15 protein-coding genes are annotated in these 15591 nt (G+C 64.2%); 9 read left to right on the top strand and 6 right to left on the bottom strand.

The window, feature by feature from the left end; all coding sequences use genetic code 11:
* Positions 1 to 8 precede the first annotated feature (8 nt).
* The 5 genes from BTM36_RS02180 to gcvH are packed head-to-tail and all read left to right on the top strand — an operon-like array spanning position 9 to position 4469.
* Positions 9 to 1595, top strand: coding sequence for an ABC transporter substrate-binding protein (locus BTM36_RS02180; protein ID WP_077235035.1), 1587 nt, complete (start codon positions 9 to 11; stop codon positions 1593 to 1595).
* Between the two features lie 4 nt (positions 1596 to 1599).
* Entirely contained in the window at positions 1600 to 2931 is a 1332-nt protein-coding gene (locus tag BTM36_RS02185; protein ID WP_077235036.1) for an acyl-CoA thioester hydrolase/BAAT C-terminal domain-containing protein, read from the top strand.
* The gene (locus tag BTM36_RS02190; RefSeq protein WP_077235037.1) at positions 2928 to 3449 is read left to right on the top strand and encodes a CMD domain protein; all 522 of its coding nucleotides are present in this window, start codon (positions 2928 to 2930) and stop codon (positions 3447 to 3449) included. The genes BTM36_RS02185 and BTM36_RS02190 overlap by 4 nt, the downstream gene beginning before the upstream one ends.
* 11 nt (positions 3450 to 3460) lie before the next feature.
* Positions 3461 to 4063 carry a peroxidase-related enzyme gene (locus BTM36_RS02195; protein WP_077235038.1) on the top strand — a complete coding sequence of 201 codons (603 nt, stop codon included), beginning with the start codon at positions 3461 to 3463 and terminating at the stop codon, positions 4061 to 4063.
* A 28-nt stretch (positions 4064 to 4091) separates the two neighbouring features.
* Positions 4092 to 4469: a glycine cleavage system protein GcvH gene (gcvH, locus tag BTM36_RS02200; RefSeq protein WP_077235039.1), complete on the top strand. Its 378-nt coding sequence runs from the start codon at positions 4092 to 4094 to the stop codon at positions 4467 to 4469.
* Between the two features lie 870 nt (positions 4470 to 5339).
* Here gcvH and BTM36_RS02205 read toward each other — a convergent pair.
* Complete coding sequence (locus tag BTM36_RS02205; protein WP_006462500.1) at positions 5340 to 6236, bottom strand: LysR substrate-binding domain-containing protein; 897 nt, start codon at positions 6234 to 6236, stop codon at positions 5340 to 5342.
* Between the two features lie 75 nt (positions 6237 to 6311).
* Here BTM36_RS02205 and BTM36_RS02210 point away from each other — a divergent pair, with 75 nt between their 5' ends.
* Positions 6312 to 7457 carry an MFS transporter gene (locus BTM36_RS02210; protein ID WP_077235040.1) on the top strand — a complete coding sequence of 382 codons (1146 nt, stop codon included), beginning with the start codon at positions 6312 to 6314 and terminating at the stop codon, positions 7455 to 7457.
* 11 nt (positions 7458 to 7468) lie between these two features.
* Here BTM36_RS02210 and epsC read toward each other — a convergent pair whose 3' ends face one another.
* On the bottom strand, positions 7469 to 8404 hold the full coding sequence (epsC, locus tag BTM36_RS02215) for a serine O-acetyltransferase EpsC (RefSeq protein WP_077235041.1): 936 nt from the start codon (positions 8402 to 8404) through the stop codon (positions 7469 to 7471).
* A gap of 527 nt (positions 8405 to 8931) precedes the next feature.
* On the opposite strand from epsC, the gene BTM36_RS02220 reads away from it, so the two are divergent.
* Positions 8932 to 9432, top strand: coding sequence for a spore coat U domain-containing protein (locus BTM36_RS02220; protein WP_006462503.1), 501 nt, complete (start codon positions 8932 to 8934; stop codon positions 9430 to 9432).
* Between the two features lie 177 nt (positions 9433 to 9609).
* On the top strand, positions 9610 to 9990 hold the full coding sequence (locus BTM36_RS02225) for a hypothetical protein (protein WP_139347024.1): 381 nt from the start codon (positions 9610 to 9612) through the stop codon (positions 9988 to 9990).
* Between the two features lie 12 nt (positions 9991 to 10002).
* On the opposite strand, the gene BTM36_RS02230 is transcribed toward BTM36_RS02225, so the two are convergent.
* Complete coding sequence (locus BTM36_RS02230; protein ID WP_077235042.1) at positions 10003 to 11718, bottom strand: chloride channel protein; 1716 nt, start codon at positions 11716 to 11718, stop codon at positions 10003 to 10005.
* A gap of 255 nt (positions 11719 to 11973) precedes the next feature.
* Positions 11974 to 13692 (bottom strand): acid phosphatase, encoded by a 1719-nt coding sequence (locus tag BTM36_RS02235; RefSeq protein ID WP_077235043.1) that lies wholly within the window; start codon positions 13690 to 13692, stop codon positions 11974 to 11976.
* Between the two features lie 205 nt (positions 13693 to 13897).
* On the opposite strand from BTM36_RS02235, the gene BTM36_RS02240 reads away from it, so the two are divergent.
* Positions 13898 to 14116 carry a hypothetical protein gene (locus BTM36_RS02240; RefSeq protein WP_077235044.1) on the top strand — a complete coding sequence of 73 codons (219 nt, stop codon included), beginning with the start codon at positions 13898 to 13900 and terminating at the stop codon, positions 14114 to 14116.
* A gap of 13 nt (positions 14117 to 14129) precedes the next feature.
* Here BTM36_RS02240 and BTM36_RS02245 read toward each other — a convergent pair whose 3' ends face one another.
* Complete coding sequence (locus tag BTM36_RS02245) at positions 14130 to 14846, bottom strand: Pr6Pr family membrane protein (protein ID WP_077235045.1); 717 nt, start codon at positions 14844 to 14846, stop codon at positions 14130 to 14132.
* A gap of 291 nt (positions 14847 to 15137) precedes the next feature.
* The gene (locus BTM36_RS27550) at positions 15138 to 15449 is read right to left on the bottom strand and encodes a hypothetical protein (RefSeq protein WP_139347025.1); all 312 of its coding nucleotides are present in this window, start codon (positions 15447 to 15449) and stop codon (positions 15138 to 15140) included.
* Between the last annotated feature and the right edge of the window lie 142 nt (positions 15450 to 15591).

Here is a 15591-nt window from a genome sequence, read left to right on the forward strand (position 1 = left end):
ACCCGACCATGAAGAAGACCCTCCTGACCCGCCTGCTGGCCGTTGCCCTGACCGGCGTGGCCCTGGCCGCCGCTGCCGACGCAGCGCACGCGCAGAACCTCAACATCGCCTTTGCCGACCCGCTGTCGTCGCTGGACCCGCAACTGAACAATCATGCCGGCGACCGCTCGGTGGACCTGCATTTCTGGGACCTGCTGGTCCAGAACGACTACAACAAGCTGGTTCCCGGCCTGGCCGTGAGCTGGAAGAACATTGACCCCAAGACCTGGGAATTCAAGTTGCGCCCCAACGTCAAGTGGCAGGACGGCAAGCCCTTCACCGCTGACGACGTGATCTTCTCCTACCAGCGCGCCCGCGCCGTACCGGGCAGCGTGGCGACCTTCGCCGGCTACCTGCGCACGGTGGAATCGGTCACCGCCAAGGACCCGCTGACCCTGGTCATCAAGACCAACATCCCCAACCCCGACCTGCCGCTGAACCTGGCCTCGGTGCACATCGTCAGCAAGCACGTGGGCGAGAAGTCCACCACCGAGAACTACAACAGTGGCGCGGCCGTGGTGGGGACCGGTCCCTACAAGTTCGTCTCCTACACGCCGGGCGACCGCGTGGTCATGCAGCGCAATGACGACTACTGGAACGGCAAGGCCCTGTGGGAAAAGGTCAACTACCGCTACATCAACAACGGCGCGGCCCGCACCGCGGCGCTGCTGTCCGGTGACGTGGACGTGATCGACAAGGTCTCGGTGTCCGACCTGGCCAAGCTGAAGCAGTCGCCCAACGTCAAGGTCTATCCCTACAACGGCCTGCGCGTGCTGCTGATCCAGCCGAGCTTCCACGAAGGCCCCAGCCCCTTCATCACCGACAACAACGGCAAGCAGCTGGACAAGAACCCGCTGCTGGACGTGCGCGTGCGCCGCGCCATGTCGCTGGCGATCAACCGCAAGGCCGTGATCGACCGCATCCTGCAGGGCGCCGCCACCGAGGCCAACCAGTGGATGCCGGCCGACACCTTCGGCTACAACCCGGAGATCAAGAACATCCCCTTCGACGCCGCCGAGGCCAAGAAGCTGCTGGCCGAGGCCGGTTTCCCGGACGGTTTCAAGCTGACCATCCACGTCCCCAACGACCGTTATCCGCAAGCGCCGGAAACCATGCAGGCGGTGGCCCAGTTCTGGACCCGCATCGGCATCAAGACCAAGGTCGAGGTGTTGCCATGGGCGTCGTATTCCTCGCGTGCCAACAAGAACGAGTTCGCGGTCTCGGTCCTGGCCTGGGGTAACGGCACCGGCGAAGCCAGCTATGCCCTGGTCAACGTGCTGGGTTCGGTCGATCCCAAGAAGGGCATCGGTGCCTCCAACTGGAACCACTACAGCAGCCCGGCCGTGGACAAGGCCCTGGCCGATTCCACCGCGGAATTCGATCCTGTCAAGCGTGAAGCCATCCTGCGTGGCGCCGCCAAGACGGTGTCGGAAGAAGTGGGCGTGATCCCGCTGTACCACTACCAGAATATCTGGGCCGCCAAGAAGGGCCTGAAGGTCACCCCCATCAGCAGCGACCGCACCACCGCCATGATGGTGACCCAGGACAAGAAGTAAGCCCATGCCCAACTTCTCCATCGAGGTCAGCCCGGCCGACGACCTGATCGACGTGCCACGCCGCATCATCGTGCGTGGCGCGCATCCGGGCGAGCCGGTGCGGATTTCATCGGCGACCCTGCGCAACGGCGCCCAGTGGCAGAGCAGCGCCTGCTATATCGCCGATGCGTATGGCAATGTGGATGTGAGCATGAACCCGGCCATCGATGGCGACTACTACGGCATCGATCCGATGGGCCTGCTGTGGTCGCAGCAACCGGTGCAGGCCGGGCGCCGCGACAACTTCCATTCCGATGTGATGGCGCCGCTGGTGACGACGCTGACCGTGTCGTCGCTGGACCAGCCGGGCCTGGCCCGCTGCACTCCGGCCAGCACGGAGCTGGTGCAGCGCCTGGCAGCCGAGGGCGTGATCCGGCGCGAGATACGCGAAGAGGGGCTGGTCGGCAGCTTGTTTCTGCCGGCCACGCCCGGGCCGCACCCGGCGGTGATGATCGTCAACGGTTCCGGTGGCGGCATCAACGAACCGCGCGCGGCGCTGTATGCCTCGCGCGGCTATGCGGCCTTCGCGTTGGCTTACTTCAAGGCGCCGGGTCTGTCCAACTACATCTCCAACACACCGCTGGAATATTTCGAACGTGGCCTGGACTGGTTGCGTGCCGAGGTACAGCCGCTGCACGACTTCGTGGCCATCAGCGGCCAGTCGCGGGGTGGCGAACTAGTGCTGTTGCTGGGCGCGACCTTCCCGCAGAAGGTATCGGCCGTGCTGGCCTACGTGCCCAGCGCGCTGGTGCACAGCGGCCAGAATGCGGCCGACCCGGCCGTGGGCCGCGAAGGCCCGACCTGGCTGCTGCGTGGCGAGCCGTTGCCACACCAGTGGCAGGACAACCGCAGCGCCAGCTGGGCGCCCTTCGACGAAGGCCCGGCACCGCATCGCCATGAACTGGCGATGCTGACCGCCTTGCAGGACGAGGAGGCGGTGGCCCGCGCCCGTATCCCGGTGGAGAAGATCGCCGGGCCTGTGCTGCTGCTATCGGCCACCGACGATGGCTCCTGGCCCTCCAGCCTCTACTGCGGCATGGTGCGCGACAAGCTGGCCGAGGTGGCGCATCCCTGGCCGGTGGTCTGGCGCAATTACGCCAATGCCGGCCATTCCATCCTGTTCCCGTTCGTACCGACCACGCAGACCACCTATGCCCATCCGGTGTCCGGTCGCATCAGCACCGGTGGTGGCGAGCCGTCCGCGAATGCCCGCGCCGATATCGACTCCTGGCAGCAGGCGCAGCACTTCCTGCGCGACGCGCTGACCAGGCATTCATCCAACAAGGAGACTTCATGACTACCCCCGCCTACGACATCAGCAAGGATGTCATCGACCAACTGTCCGGCCTCGACGCCGGCAGCCCGCTGCACAGCCTGCGCCACCAGCGCGAGAAGGTGGCGGTGGCTTCGCAGGGCAGCTACGACACGCTGTTCGATCCCGCGCTGGCAGGCATCGGCCTGGACGAGCGCCTGCTGGTGGCGCTGTACGCCTGCCGCCTGGCTGGTGCCACCGACCTGGCTGCACACTATCGCAGCCGCGCCCAGGCGGTGCCGGCAGATACGGCGCAACTGGCCGTGGCCGACAGTGGCGAGCCTGAGCAGTTGCCCCTGGGGCGCCTGCGCGCCATGCTGGAATTCACTCGTGCGCTGACGCAGCGCCCGGTCGACGGCGACAAGGCCGCCATCGAGAAGCTGCCAGCGGCCGGCATCAGCACCCCTGCGGCGGTGGCGCTGTCGCAGCTGATCGCCTTCGTGTCCTATCAATTGCGCGTGGTCGCGGGCCTGAAGGCCATGCGTGCTGCGGCGGCTCAGTAAGGAGAATCGACATGAGCGACATCATCAAGGCCAACGGCTTTACCAATGAAACCCTGGAGTGGGATGCGTGGCTGGATGTGATCCAGCTGGACCAGGCCAGTGAAGACCAGGTGAAGGTGCTGGAGGAGAGCCATCCCAAGGCCAAGACGTCGGACTATTACCTGTTCCTGGCGCACCAGCCGGACATCCTGCGCCAGCGTTCGGCAGCCTTCAACGCGATCATGTACGCGCCGGGCGGCTTGTCGCGCGCGGAGCGTGAGCTGGGCTCGCTGGTGGTTTCGCGCATCAATGGTTGCGTCTATTGCGCGTCGGTGCATGCGCAGCGGTTCGAGCAGCTGGCCAAGCGCAATGACACGGTGAAGCAGGTGTTCGATTCGCCGTATGGCGCGGGCGTGGATGCGCGTGAGCAGGCGGTGGCGAAGTTTTCTGCGGAGTTGACGGAGACGCCGGGTGAGATCGGTGCGGCGCAGATCAAGGCGTTGTATGACGTGGGTCTGTCGGAGCTGGAGGTGTTGGATCTGATCCATTCGGTGGCGATCTTTGCCTGGGCCAATCGGCTGATGCTCAATCTGGGTGAGCCGGTGTTTGCGGATGGTTCCAAAGCCGAGGCTTGAGGTTCATCTTTATTTTTAGGAGGCTGTGATGCTGATTCCCGATCATCTTGTCTATGCCCAGACCCATGAGTGGGTGCGGGTGGAGGAGGACGGTTCGCTGACCATCGGTATTACCGATTTTGGGCAGGAGCAGTTGGGGCCGCTGGTCTATGTGGAGATGCCGGCTGTTGGGCGTTCTTTGGTGCGGGGGGAGGAGTCGGGGATTGTTGAGTCCAACAAGACGGCTTCGGATTTGCATGCGCCTGTTGATGGGGTTGTGCTGGCGGTCAATGAGGCGCTTGTCGAGACGCCTGATGCTGTCAATGATGCGCCCTATGAACAGTGGATCTTCAAGCTGCAGCCGGCTGTGGCGTTTTCTTCTGAGGGGTTTTTGGATGCTCAGGGGTATTTGAAGCTGGTTTCCTGATTTGATTTTTGTTTGTTGTTTGTTGGTTGGTTGTTGCTGGGGCTTGGGTAGTCTGCACGGAATTTCTTCCTTCGCCCTGGCTTCATTTCTATCTCTCTCCGGTCGGAGGGGAGCGCCGGGGGCGGCCCGGCAGCCGCTCACTTTCTTTGGCCCGCCAAAGAAAGTAAGCAAAGAAAACGGCCCCCAAGAGCCAGCCCTCCTGCGGAGGGTACCCGCCGGAGTGAAGCAGCAAGTGGGAAAAATAGAGTCGCTTCGCTCCCACTATTTTTCTGATCCACTTGCCGCTTCACTCCGGCGGCTGGCTCCCAAGGGGGAAAGCGTGACCGGCTCGCCTTCGGCCTCGCGGGAGGGCTCGCCTTCGGCTTCGTGGGGGGCTTGGCACATCTTGGTGGGGCGGCGGGAGCTTTTTCTCTCTTGATTTTCACGTCTGTTCGACTAGTAGGGCCGTATCGGGATACTCCGCCAGCATTAAGTTTTGATTAATGCAACTACCAAGATCATTAAATCCGTGGCATTCCGAAGCCGAAGGCGAGCCCCCCGCGAGGCCGAAGGCGAGCCGGATCGGCTGTCCGCTTCTGCCCCGCCGCGTTGGTCCCCATGAGAACGGATCAGGAAAATAGTGGGAGCGAAGCGACTCTATTTTTCCCGTTCTCATGGGGACCAACGTGGGGACCCTCCGAAGGAGGGCGGGGCAGTAGCGGTCGCCTTCTTTTGCTTACTTTTCTTGGCGAAGCAAGAAAAGTGAGCGGCTGCCGGGCCGCCCCCGGCGCTCCGCTATGATCGGAGAGTGATAGACATTAAGCCAGGGCGGAGGAAGAAATTCCGTGCAGACTACCCGCCGTTTAATCAAAAAATCGAAGCCCCAAAAGCTCAGCCATAAAAACCAGCCATCCCCCGATACTCCCCCAACCACTTGGCAAACAGCAAAGCCTCCGCCCCCGCCTGCGGAGAAATCCCCAGGTAATAGGGCGCCAGGGCCATCCGCAAATCAGGCAACGGACATACCAGCCGCCCCGAGCGCAGATCATTGTCCGCCAGCGATACCGGCGACAACGCCAACCCCAGCCCATCCACCACCGCCTGCAACACGAAATGCACGTGATCGAAATACAGCATCGCCTGCCCCCGCGAGCGCTTCAAGCCCGCCAGCCTGCGCCAGTCCTCCCAGTCATTACGCCGACTGCGCGACAGCAACAGCGTATGCCGCCCGATGCCCGCCACACCCTCCAGCGGCATTGACTTCAGCAACGCAGGCGAAGCCACCAGCACCAGCTCGTCCTCCATGAAACGCTGCACCTTCAAACTCTCCGGCCAATTGGTCTCCCCCCGCCGCACCGCGATATCGAAGGAAGACCCGGCCCGGCCAACCGCCGCCGTGCTGGTCACCACCTGCGGCGCAATGCCCGGATAACGCTCCACGAAATCGGAAAGATGCGGAATCAGCCAGCGCACCGCAAAGGACGGCCGTACATTGATCACCACCGTGCGGGTAGGGGCGTCGCGCATCACGCGGCGTGCCGCCGTGGCCAGGATGTCCAGCGCCGGGCTGGCTTCCTCGAAGAACTGGCGGCCACGCTCGGTCAGCAACACCTGACGCACGCGGCGCTCGAAGAGCGGCATGCCCAGGTAGTCTTCGAGATTCTTGATCTGGCGACTGATCGCGCCATGCGTGACATTGAGCTCGTGCGCGGCCAGCGTGAAACTCTGATGGCGGGCCGCCGCCAGGAAGGCCCGGATGGCGTTGAGCGGAAGGGAAAGGTCGGCCATGCGTCAGATTTTATCACGCATGCTCGGAATTAATATCGTTTGTCACCGCCGCCCACGCGGCGCAACATCAGGCCCATGACCACGCCAGACCTCCGCCAGGCCGACCTCGATTCGCGCCATGCCGCCATGTCGCTGTCGGCCGCCTTGCCCTGCGACATCGTTCTCTACCTCCTGCTGCCGATGTACTCCGACCAGTTCCACGTGAGCCTGGCCGAGGCCGGGGTGCTACTGGCGGCCAACCGGCTGGTGCGCATCGCCGGTTATCGCTGGGTGGCGGCCTTCTATGCCAGACGCGGTGATCGACCCACCTGCACCCTGGCGGTGTGCGCGGCGATCCTGTGTGCGCTGGGCTATACGGTGGCCAGCGGTTTCTGGGCGCTGCTGCCGCTGCGGTTGCTGTGGGGCATGGCGTTTGCCGGGCTCAACCTGTCGACGCAAGCGATGTCGACGTCCAATCCGCAAGGGGCGGCGCGGCGTTCCGGGCGCTCGCGCGGGGTGATCGCTATCGGCCCGATGCTGTGGTTGCCCACAGCGGCCTTGCTGGCCGCGCATGTGGGACCGCGCATGGTGTTCCTGCTGGTGGCCTGCACCGCGGTGCTGGGCCTGCTGGCGGCGCGCCGCTTGCCGGCCCATGGCTATGCCCCCCCGCAGCCACGCCGCTGGAAGCTGCCCAATGCGCTGGACTGGTGGTCTTTCCTGGAAGGTCTGACGCTGGACGGGCTGTTCATCGTCGGACTGGCCTACATGAGCAAGCAATCCTTTGGGGCCGATGGTGAACTGGTGGCCGGGGTGCTGATGGCGCTGCGCTATGCCGGCGAGATCGTATTGAGTCCCCTGGGCGGATGGCTGGCCGAGCGTTTCGGTGCGGTGAAGGTGCTGGTCACGCTGTCGCTGGCGACCTGCGTGGCGCTAGTGGGATTCGGAGGTGGCCTGCTGTGGCTGTTCGCCGGCTTGATCGTGATCCTGCGCGCCTTGCAGCTGCCGCTGCTGGCGCCCATCGTGGCGGCTCGTACGCCTCCGGGGCAGCGGGTGCATGCGCTGGCGGGGCGGGCCATCTGGCGTGATATCGGGGCTGGCATGGGGCCGATGATGGCGGGGCTGCTGTTGCCGGTGATGTCCTCGCTGTGGCTGTACGGGCTGGCGGCTTCGGCGCTGGCGCTGGCTGCACTGGCCTGCGGGCGCGAGCCGGCGCAGGCACCTGGCATCGCTCCCCATCCCTAGCCAGGCTGGACTTAGGGCTGGCGACAGTCGCTCAGCATTTCCGCCTGCGAGATATTGCTGGCCGGTGGCACGCTGTGGGTGAGCCAGACATTGCCGCCAATGACCGAGCCCTGTCCGATGGTGATGCGGCCCAGCAAGGTGGCGCCGGCATAGACCACCACGTCATCCTCGACGATGGGGTGGCGCGGGATACCCTTGACCAGTGAGCCATCCGGCTCCTGCGGGAAACGCTTGGCGCCCAGCGTCACCGCCTGGTACAGACGTACATTGCGGCCGATGATGGTGGTCTCGCCGATCACCACGCCAGTGCCGTGGTCGATGAAGAAGCTGGGGCCGATCTGCGCTGCCGGGTGGATGTCGATGCCGGTGGCAGAGTGCGCGATGTCGGCGATCAGGCGCGCCAGCAAGGGGGCGCCCAGCTGATGCAGGGCATGCGCCAGCCGGTGGTAGATGATGGCGGTGGTGCCGGGATAGCAGAGCAGGATTTCCGAAATGCTGGAGGCCGCCGGGTCGCCGTGGTAGGCCGCCTGGATATCGCTGACCAGCACGTCGCGTATGCCCGGCAACTGATGCGCGAACTCACGCGTGATCACGGCGGCGCGCTCGCGCAACAGGCTGTCTTCTTCGCTGTCGCTGCTGAAATAGAGGCTGCGGCGCACCTGTTCCTTCAGGATGCACAAGGCTGCATTCAACTGACTCCCCACGAAATAATCGATGGTCTCGTCCGACAGGTCGGTGTGGCCGTAATGCGTGGGGAACAATGCCGCTTGCAGATGCGCCAGCAGCGTCTTCATCGCCTCTCGCGAAGGCAGTTCGCGGATTTCGCCGCGATAGCGGATCTTGTTGGTCACTTCGCGTGAGGTACGCAGCCCGGCCACCACGGCAGACAGGCCCATCCCGGCCGATTCGGCCAGGGCGTTCAATTCGGGGGTATGTGAAGTATCCATCCCGGCATGCTATCAAAAATGCAGGCAGCGCGTCGGCGGGCTGTTCCAGCGCGGCCAGCACGGACGGGGAGGAAATTGTCGGATCTGCAAGGAACTGGCACCGCATGCCGTCGGGCAGGGACCAGTGGAAGGGAGGGAGTGGGTAACCGGAAGAGCGCGGAAGAGCGATTCGCGGCGCCCAGTTCTATCTGAAAAGTGGCGCCGCAATTGAATCTGCTCTGGGAACGTACTTTATCGGCTAATAGATTTTGATGCAAACACTCATTCAAGATATCTATATGCGCAATTTGATCTGGCGCAAAGGCAGTGTGGGCGGGCCTTTCGGGCAGGTGCCGGAGTTTTTGGGCTGCTTGCCTCCCTGTGACCTCCCTGCATCACTCAGGGAATTCCTGACGCCTTTTCCCGCCGCTCTCAGGAAGCACCCGATACTTGGCGCCACAACAAAAACGTAAAGTTCTCTCCATACCAGCTGCACAACGAAGTCCGAGCAAGGGGCGAGAACCAGGCAGCGATCAGGGAGAGATCACATGTTCAATGCCAAGAAAAACCGCTTCGTTGCCGCCACCGTTGCCGCCGTCGTGCTGGCTTCCAGTGCACCTGCTTCCTTCGCTGCCACCGCCAGCGGCACGCTGACCATCAGCGCCTCGGTGGTCGCCGCCTGCACCGTGGTCGGTTCGGCCATCGCCTTCGGCGCCTACACCCAGAGCGTGGTCAACCAGTCCGGCACCATCACCGTGCTCTGCACCAACGGCACCGCCTACAACGTCGGCCTGGACGCCGGTACCGGCACCGGCGCCACCGTCAGCAACCGCAAGATGAGCGCGGCCGGCGGCGGTACCCTGAACTATGCGCTGTACCGCGATGCAGCCCGTACCAACAACTGGGGCTCGACCATTGGCACCGATACCGCCACCGGCACCGGCTCGGGCCTGACCCAGACGCTGACCGTGTACGGCCAGATCGCCGCCGCCCAGACACCGCTGGCAGGTGCCTATTCGGATACCGTCACCGTCACCTTGACCTACTGATTTCGCTACGACGAGCGCCGCCTGCGTTCACCGCAGCGGCCCTCGTCGCACCACACCGGATTACCGGGAAGCCCTGAGGGGGGCTGACTTTTGGGCGTGCTTCCGCAAGGAGGTGCGCCCTTTTTTTGTTTGTGATGCAATAGCGGCCTGATTGATTGCGAGAAGGGTAGGCAAGCCATGCGTATGGTCCGCTCCATCTGTTGCGCCTTCGTGGCGTTTTCCTTGCTGAGCTTGCCCTGGGTGGCGGCGCAGGCACAGGCCGCCCCTGCTACAGCGGCGGTCGTCCCGGTGCCGGTGCCAGCCGTGGGCACGGCCGCGCCCACACCGGTGGCCAGTGACATCACGCGCAGTTGCGCCGCCGGGGCCGGTTGCGTGCTCACCTGCCTGAACATGGCCGGCGAAACCGTGCTCACCGAAACGGCGACGCGGGCGGTGCGGAGCATTTCGCTCTCCAACGGCAACAGCGAATTCCGCCTGGATAACGGCAATGCCGGCATCAACGTGGTGCTGGTCTCGCATGACAACCTGATGTGCAAGCTCAGCGGTGGGGTGCTGTAAGGCCGATACAGCCTAGTTGCCCAGCAGTTTTTCCCGCACCGATTCTTCCTCCGCATGGGCGGCGCTGGCGCGCGCCAGGTCGGACAGGGAAAGCATCCCCACCAGCTGCCGGCGTTCCGGGCCGGCCACTACCGGCAGGCGCGCCACGCCCAGCCGCGCCATCATGCCGGCGGCAGTGCGCGCGCTCAGGTGCGGCAGCAGATAGCCGCGATCCGGTTCCAGCAGCAGGCCGCAGACCTGGGCCGGGTCGGCCGCCTCCAGCGTGCGCAGGGCCAGCATGCCCAGCAGTTGACGTCCATGGGTCACCGGATAGTAGCGATGTACGTGGGTGCCAGCACGGCATTGCGGTAGCGCGGCGCCGGCCGGCAGGCACGCATCCAGCGTCTGCGGGGCGGACATCAGGTCTTCCACATGCACGCGCTCCAGCGGATCGACGCCGTATTCGCGGTGCACGTGCAGGCCGCGGCGGGCAATCTTCTCGGTCATGATGGAGCGTTTCATCCACAGTACGTTGACCCCATAGGCGACGGCGGTGGTGGCGATCAAGGGCAGCAGGGCATTGCTGGCATGGGTCAGGCCGAAGGCGAAGACGATGGCGGTAAGCGGTGCACCCAGTACGCTGCCCAGCACACCGGCCATGCACACCAGCGGCCACAGTCCGGGGGAGCCGCCCGGCAGCCACGGGGCCAGCACCAGCCCCAGGCCGGCGCCCATCATCAGCAGCGGCGCCAATACCCCGCCCGAGGTCCCCGAGCCCAGCGCCAGCAGCCAGATCACCGCCTTGACCATCAGCAGCGCTACTGCCGCCGAGACCAGCATGTGCTGGTTCAGCAGGTCGGCGATGACGTCATAGCCCACGCCCAGCGCACGCGGCTGCAGCAGCCCGCCCAGGCCGACGGCGATGCCGCCCAGCGCCGGCCACCACATCCAGTGCAGCGGCAGGCGATGGAAACCGTCCTCGATGCGATACAGCGCCAGCGTCAGCAGCGCCGCCAGGCTGCCACTGGCCAGGCCGGCGGCCAGGCAGGAGAGCAGGGCCATCGGGGCCGGCGCGGCCACCTGCAGCGGGAACAGCACATCCGCCTCCAGCACCCAGGGCCGCAGGAAGCCGGCCACCGCGCAGGCCAGCGCCACCGGTAACAGGCTGCGCGGGCGCAGTTCGAACAGCAGCAGCTCCACCGCAAGCAACACCGCCGCCAGCGGCGTGCCGAAGATTGCCGTCATGCCGGCGCAGGCGCCGCAGACCAGCAGGGTCTTGCGCTCGGCCGCCGTCAGGTGCAGCCATTGCCCCAGCAGCGAACCGACCGAACCGCCGGTCATGATGATCGGCCCTTCGGCACCGAACGGACCGCCGCTGCCGATGACGATGCCCGAGGACAAGGGCTTGAGCACGGCTACCCTGGGCGACATGCGGCTCTTGCCGAAGAGGATGGCCTCGATGGCTTCAGGGATGCCGTGGCCGCGGATCTTGTCACTGCCATAACGGGCCATCAGGCCGACGATCAGGCCGCCCGCCACCGGCAGCAGCGCGGCGATCCAGCCCAGCGTATGCGAGGCCGGGGAACTGGCCGCAAAGGACAGGCGCTGGAAGTAGAACAGGTTGGTGAAGAGCGCAATGAGCTTGAGCAGCAGCCAGGCAGCGCCGGTGGAAAGGGCGCCGATCAGCAGTGCGATGGCGCACAGGTAGGGGAGCCGCCGGTCGGCGGTGTAGTCGCGTTTGTGTTTCATGCCGGAGTCAGGATGGGGCGCAGCCTGCCGGACTCACTGCGAGTGCAGGCCAGCCAGCGCAAAGGGATAGGCCTGCAATATATCACAACATGATATAAATGGTCGAAACTCGGCATGGCGCTTGCCTCGGCTCTTTTTTATGTTCTGGCAGTCCCCTGAATCCTGCAAGAACCGCCAGAACGACAACGCCGCCGCAGGTGGACCCTGGGGCGGCGTTGACTTGCCGGCGATCAGCGAAAAAACAGTCGCGGCGGATCAGGCCTTGAACTGCAAGGCGTTGGTCAGGTCACCCATGGGCTGCTGGCCGCGGGCGATCATGGCTTCGTCGCGCTGCTTGAGACCGTCCAGCTTTTCCAGGCCGAAGGTGCGGGTGATCAGGCGCAGGATGGAGGCAGTGTCGTAGATGGTGTGGTCCACCGTCCCCTTGCGGGCGAAGGGCGAGACCACCAGTGCAGGTACGCGGGTGCCCGGACCCCAGCGGTCGCCCTTGGGCGGGGCCACGTGATCCCACCAGCCGCCGTTTTCGTCGAAGGTGATCACCACCACCATGTTCTTCCACTGCGGGCTGGCCTGCAGGCTCTTGATGATGTGCGCGATGTGACGGTCGCCGGAGGCGATGTCGGCATAGCCGGCGTGCAGGTTGAGGTTGCCCTGGGGCTTGTAGAAGCTCACCGGCGGCAGGCGGCCGGCTTCGACATCGGCCAGGAAGCGGTTGGTCCGCGATTCGTCGCCCAGGCCACCGTCACGCAGGCGTTTGTTGCGCTCGGCCGGATTGTCCGGGCCCAGGTTCTTGAAGTAGTTGAAGGGTTGGTGGTGGTACTGGAAATTGGGAATCTTGGGAATGCCCTTGGAGTCCTTGAACTCGTCCAGCGTGGCCTGCCAGGCGCCGGCATACCAGGCCCAGTCGATGCCCTTCTTGTTGAGCTTGTCGCCGATGTGTTCGTGCACCTGCGGCACCAGCACGCTGGGCTGGTTGGGTTCGGCATAGGCCGGGTTGTTGCGGTCGCGGCTCCAGGTCGGCCAATAGGGCGGGGCCATGGTGTTGACCGCGTAGCCGTCCGGGGTGAGCGCGCTGGGGCCGAACTTGGGCGGCCCTTGCAGGGCGCTGGCGGGGCTGTTTTCGGCCGGTACCAGTTCCGGTGAGAGCGGATCGTTGTTGCGGGTCTTGGCCACCTGGGTGCGCGAGACCGAATTCATCACATCCGGATAGTAGGGCGGGGCGGCGCAGATCAGGTATTGGTGGTTCAGGAAGGAGCCGCCGAAGGCGCCCTGGAAGAAGTTGTCGCACAGCACGAACTCGCGTGCCACGTCCCACAGGCGCAGGTTGTAGCGGGTGTCGGCGTAATGCCCCATGGTCAGGCCACCGGAGTCGGCCCAGGCCACGAAACCGTCATTCTTGCCGCCGTTGATCTGCATCTGGTTCTGGTAGAACACGTGCCACAGGTCACGCGTGACCAGGCCCAGCGGCAGGGCTTCGCCCTGCGGTCCCTTGAGCGCGAAGGGCGCATTGGGCAGGTCGCTCTGGTATTGCTTGCCGGCCGGGTAGGTCACGCCTTCGATGCTCTGCTCCTGGATCACCACGCCGCTCCAGACCGGTGGCAATTGCTTGAGCAGGCTGCCGTCGCGGTCGCGTTGCTGGTAATCGGAGGCCTTGACCGAGGACAGCGGCTTTTCCAGGCCGGGGAAATCGGCGAAGAGGTTGTTGAAGCTGCGGTTTTCGGCGTAGATGACCACGACGGTCTTGACGTTGTCGCGCAGGGCGCGGTCCAGTGCCGCGGCATCGGCCGGATTGCCGCTGGGGTAGGGCACCGGGCCCGGCCCCTGGCCCTCGGTGGCGCAGGCGGCCAGCGCGCTGCCGGCGCCCAGCGCGGCCATGCCGCCCAGGAAGCGGCGGCGGCCGGGATGGGGGGAAGGCGTTAAGGAATCTTCGGACGCGGGCTGACTGCCGGCGATGTCGTCGTCGTGCTGGCTCATGGATGAGTTTCCTGTCGGATATTGTGGTGGGTTGGCGCGTTGCGGGGCGAGCTTAGCGCGACCGTATGACAAGGATGTGTCCTTTTGCGTAATCGAGCAAGTTTCGGGCTAAAAATGTGAAGAAACCTGCACCAAGAGACAATGAAAAACTGCGTAAAAGAAGAGGTAGGATGCCGGGCGCGCGACCGGATGCCTCTACAATCCCATGACGTATCCGGCTGCGCTCTACGCGCAGCATGGCCCGGCAACCGGGCTGGACAGGGCGACGGACCAGGGGATGGGCCGTGGCGCCCGGGTCGCTGCGGATCAGTTCGTTGAGGGGATCATTTTGCTCAAAGCGTTTCAATACCTGTTCATGGCCACCGGTTTCATCGTCTCCATGTTGTTCCTGCTGCTGCTCGCCATTGCGGAGCCCATGGTGTAGAGGATAAGCGGCACTAGCGACGATGCAGGACCGGTTTGCCGGATCGGTTCACGGCGATGAACAAGCCCATCAGTGCGATGAAGCTGGCCAGCAGCAGGCTGGCATTGAGCAGCACGCGCGGATAGCCCAGGGCATTGACGTCGATGAAGGGGTAGGGATAGAAGCCCGACAAGGCCCCGCGCCATAGCGTGAGCAACAGGTAGCCCAGCGGGTACACCAGCCACAGCAGGGACTTGCGCAGCGAGGTCCGGAACACCGGCACGAAGAAGATCCAGTAGGCAATGGCCAGCAGCGGCACCACCGTATGCAGGCTCTCATTGACCAGCGCACGAAAACCCGTCGGCGTCCATAGATGACGCAACAAGAGGTTGTACGCAATCCCCACGAAGGCCAGATAGGCCACCACCGCCGAGATCACCGAAGGCTGCCGGAAGAAGCGGCTCAGGGGTGTCTTCAGCGAAAACGCCAGCGAGGTAAAGCACAGCGCGCTCATCAGGATGGTGAGGTTGGTCAGGTACATGGTCAGCCGGACCAGCCCATCGAGCACGCCGCCGCCGCGTGCCAGCAGGCGGCCGATGGTGATATCGGTCTGCGCCACGAAGGCGAACCAGCTGATGACGGCGATCAGTGTGGCCACCGCCCGTGCTGCGGCGGAATCGCGCCGGGCCGGGAAAAGTTGGGCGCCAAAGGAATCCAGCGATTCCGGCGAGGGGATCTGTTCGTGGCTCATGGTGTGATCAGGGCAGCGGGACAGCTACGGCAGGGCAGGCGGATGCCTGGGCGCGCAGCGTGCACATCGTCAAAGGACATCATCATAAATCGGCTGACCCGGATGTGCTGGCGCGATGACATTCATTTTCATCGCTTACATCGGCTCACATCCTGGCGCTTTTTTCTCCGCGTTGTATCGCCTGTCTCTGCATCTCTTCTTTGCTCTTCTTGCGGTTGCGGATGGTGGATTTCTCCATCCGTGCCAGCCCCGGGGAGCGGGAAAGGTAGAGAATGCAGAGCATCTGAAAGACTAAGTTTTAGGGATGCGTATCTGCATCTGAAAGGCCCTCTTGGAAAAATGTGGATGGCCTTGGGAGTCGCGTCCAGAGCGGATTGCAGAAGGATGGGTGTCGCCTGCAGGCGACGCGGTGTTGAAGGCAACTGTTACATTTTTTTTAGTTACAAGGCGCTTCAAAATATAAATAATTTGCCCTGTATTCATTGCGGAGAAAGGCTTCTTCGCTGTTACAAAATTATCGTGAACTTTGCAAAAGGCATCCTGCCGAACCGCACAGGTTTCCTCCCGGACAATGCCCTGCGGCATCGCTTCCAGGTGGCGCATCCCGGTCCTCGACCGTGACGATCGCTGCGGGAGGGTTCGACCTGTGGGCGTGGCGTCCTGTCGCTGATCACCTGCCCGGATATCCGCTGAAGCTCCGGATATCTGCAGCCGGTCACCCGGGGCAACGCTACGTTCGCGTGCG

Origin of the sequence: Herbaspirillum sp. VT-16-41 (assembly GCF_001994935.1) — a bacterium.
Classification (GTDB): domain Bacteria; phylum Pseudomonadota; class Gammaproteobacteria; order Burkholderiales; family Burkholderiaceae_D; genus Herbaspirillum; species Herbaspirillum frisingense.

Bases quoted from the DNA above. Each gene is read 5' to 3' on its own strand.
- BTM36_RS02180 (WP_077235035.1), top strand. From the start codon at position 9: ATGAAGAAGACCCTCCTGACCCGCCTGCTGGCCGTTGCCCTGACCGGC.
- gcvH (WP_077235039.1), top strand. From the start codon at position 4,092: ATGCTGATTCCCGATCATCTTGTCTATGCCCAGACCCATGAGTGGGTG.
- BTM36_RS02240 (WP_077235044.1), top strand. From the start codon at position 13,898: ATGACGTATCCGGCTGCGCTCTACGCGCAGCATGGCCCGGCAACCGGG.
- BTM36_RS02190 (WP_077235037.1), top strand. From the start codon at position 2,928: ATGACTACCCCCGCCTACGACATCAGCAAGGATGTCATCGACCAACTG.
- epsC (WP_077235041.1), bottom strand. From the start codon at position 8,404: ATGGATACTTCACATACCCCCGAATTGAACGCCCTGGCCGAATCGGCC.
- BTM36_RS02205 (WP_006462500.1), bottom strand. From the start codon at position 6,236: ATGGCCGACCTTTCCCTTCCGCTCAACGCCATCCGGGCCTTCCTGGCG.
- BTM36_RS02210 (WP_077235040.1), top strand. From the start codon at position 6,312: ATGACCACGCCAGACCTCCGCCAGGCCGACCTCGATTCGCGCCATGCC.
- BTM36_RS27550 (WP_139347025.1), bottom strand. From the start codon at position 15,449: ATGCGCCACCTGGAAGCGATGCCGCAGGGCATTGTCCGGGAGGAAACC.
- BTM36_RS02220 (WP_006462503.1), top strand. From the start codon at position 8,932: ATGTTCAATGCCAAGAAAAACCGCTTCGTTGCCGCCACCGTTGCCGCC.
- BTM36_RS02225 (WP_139347024.1), top strand. From the start codon at position 9,610: ATGCGTATGGTCCGCTCCATCTGTTGCGCCTTCGTGGCGTTTTCCTTG.
- BTM36_RS02195 (WP_077235038.1), top strand. From the start codon at position 3,461: ATGAGCGACATCATCAAGGCCAACGGCTTTACCAATGAAACCCTGGAG.
- BTM36_RS02245 (WP_077235045.1), bottom strand. From the start codon at position 14,846: ATGAGCCACGAACAGATCCCCTCGCCGGAATCGCTGGATTCCTTTGGC.
- BTM36_RS02185 (WP_077235036.1), top strand. From the start codon at position 1,600: ATGCCCAACTTCTCCATCGAGGTCAGCCCGGCCGACGACCTGATCGAC.
- BTM36_RS02230 (WP_077235042.1), bottom strand. From the start codon at position 11,718: ATGAAACACAAACGCGACTACACCGCCGACCGGCGGCTCCCCTACCTG.
- BTM36_RS02235 (WP_077235043.1), bottom strand. From the start codon at position 13,692: ATGAGCCAGCACGACGACGACATCGCCGGCAGTCAGCCCGCGTCCGAA.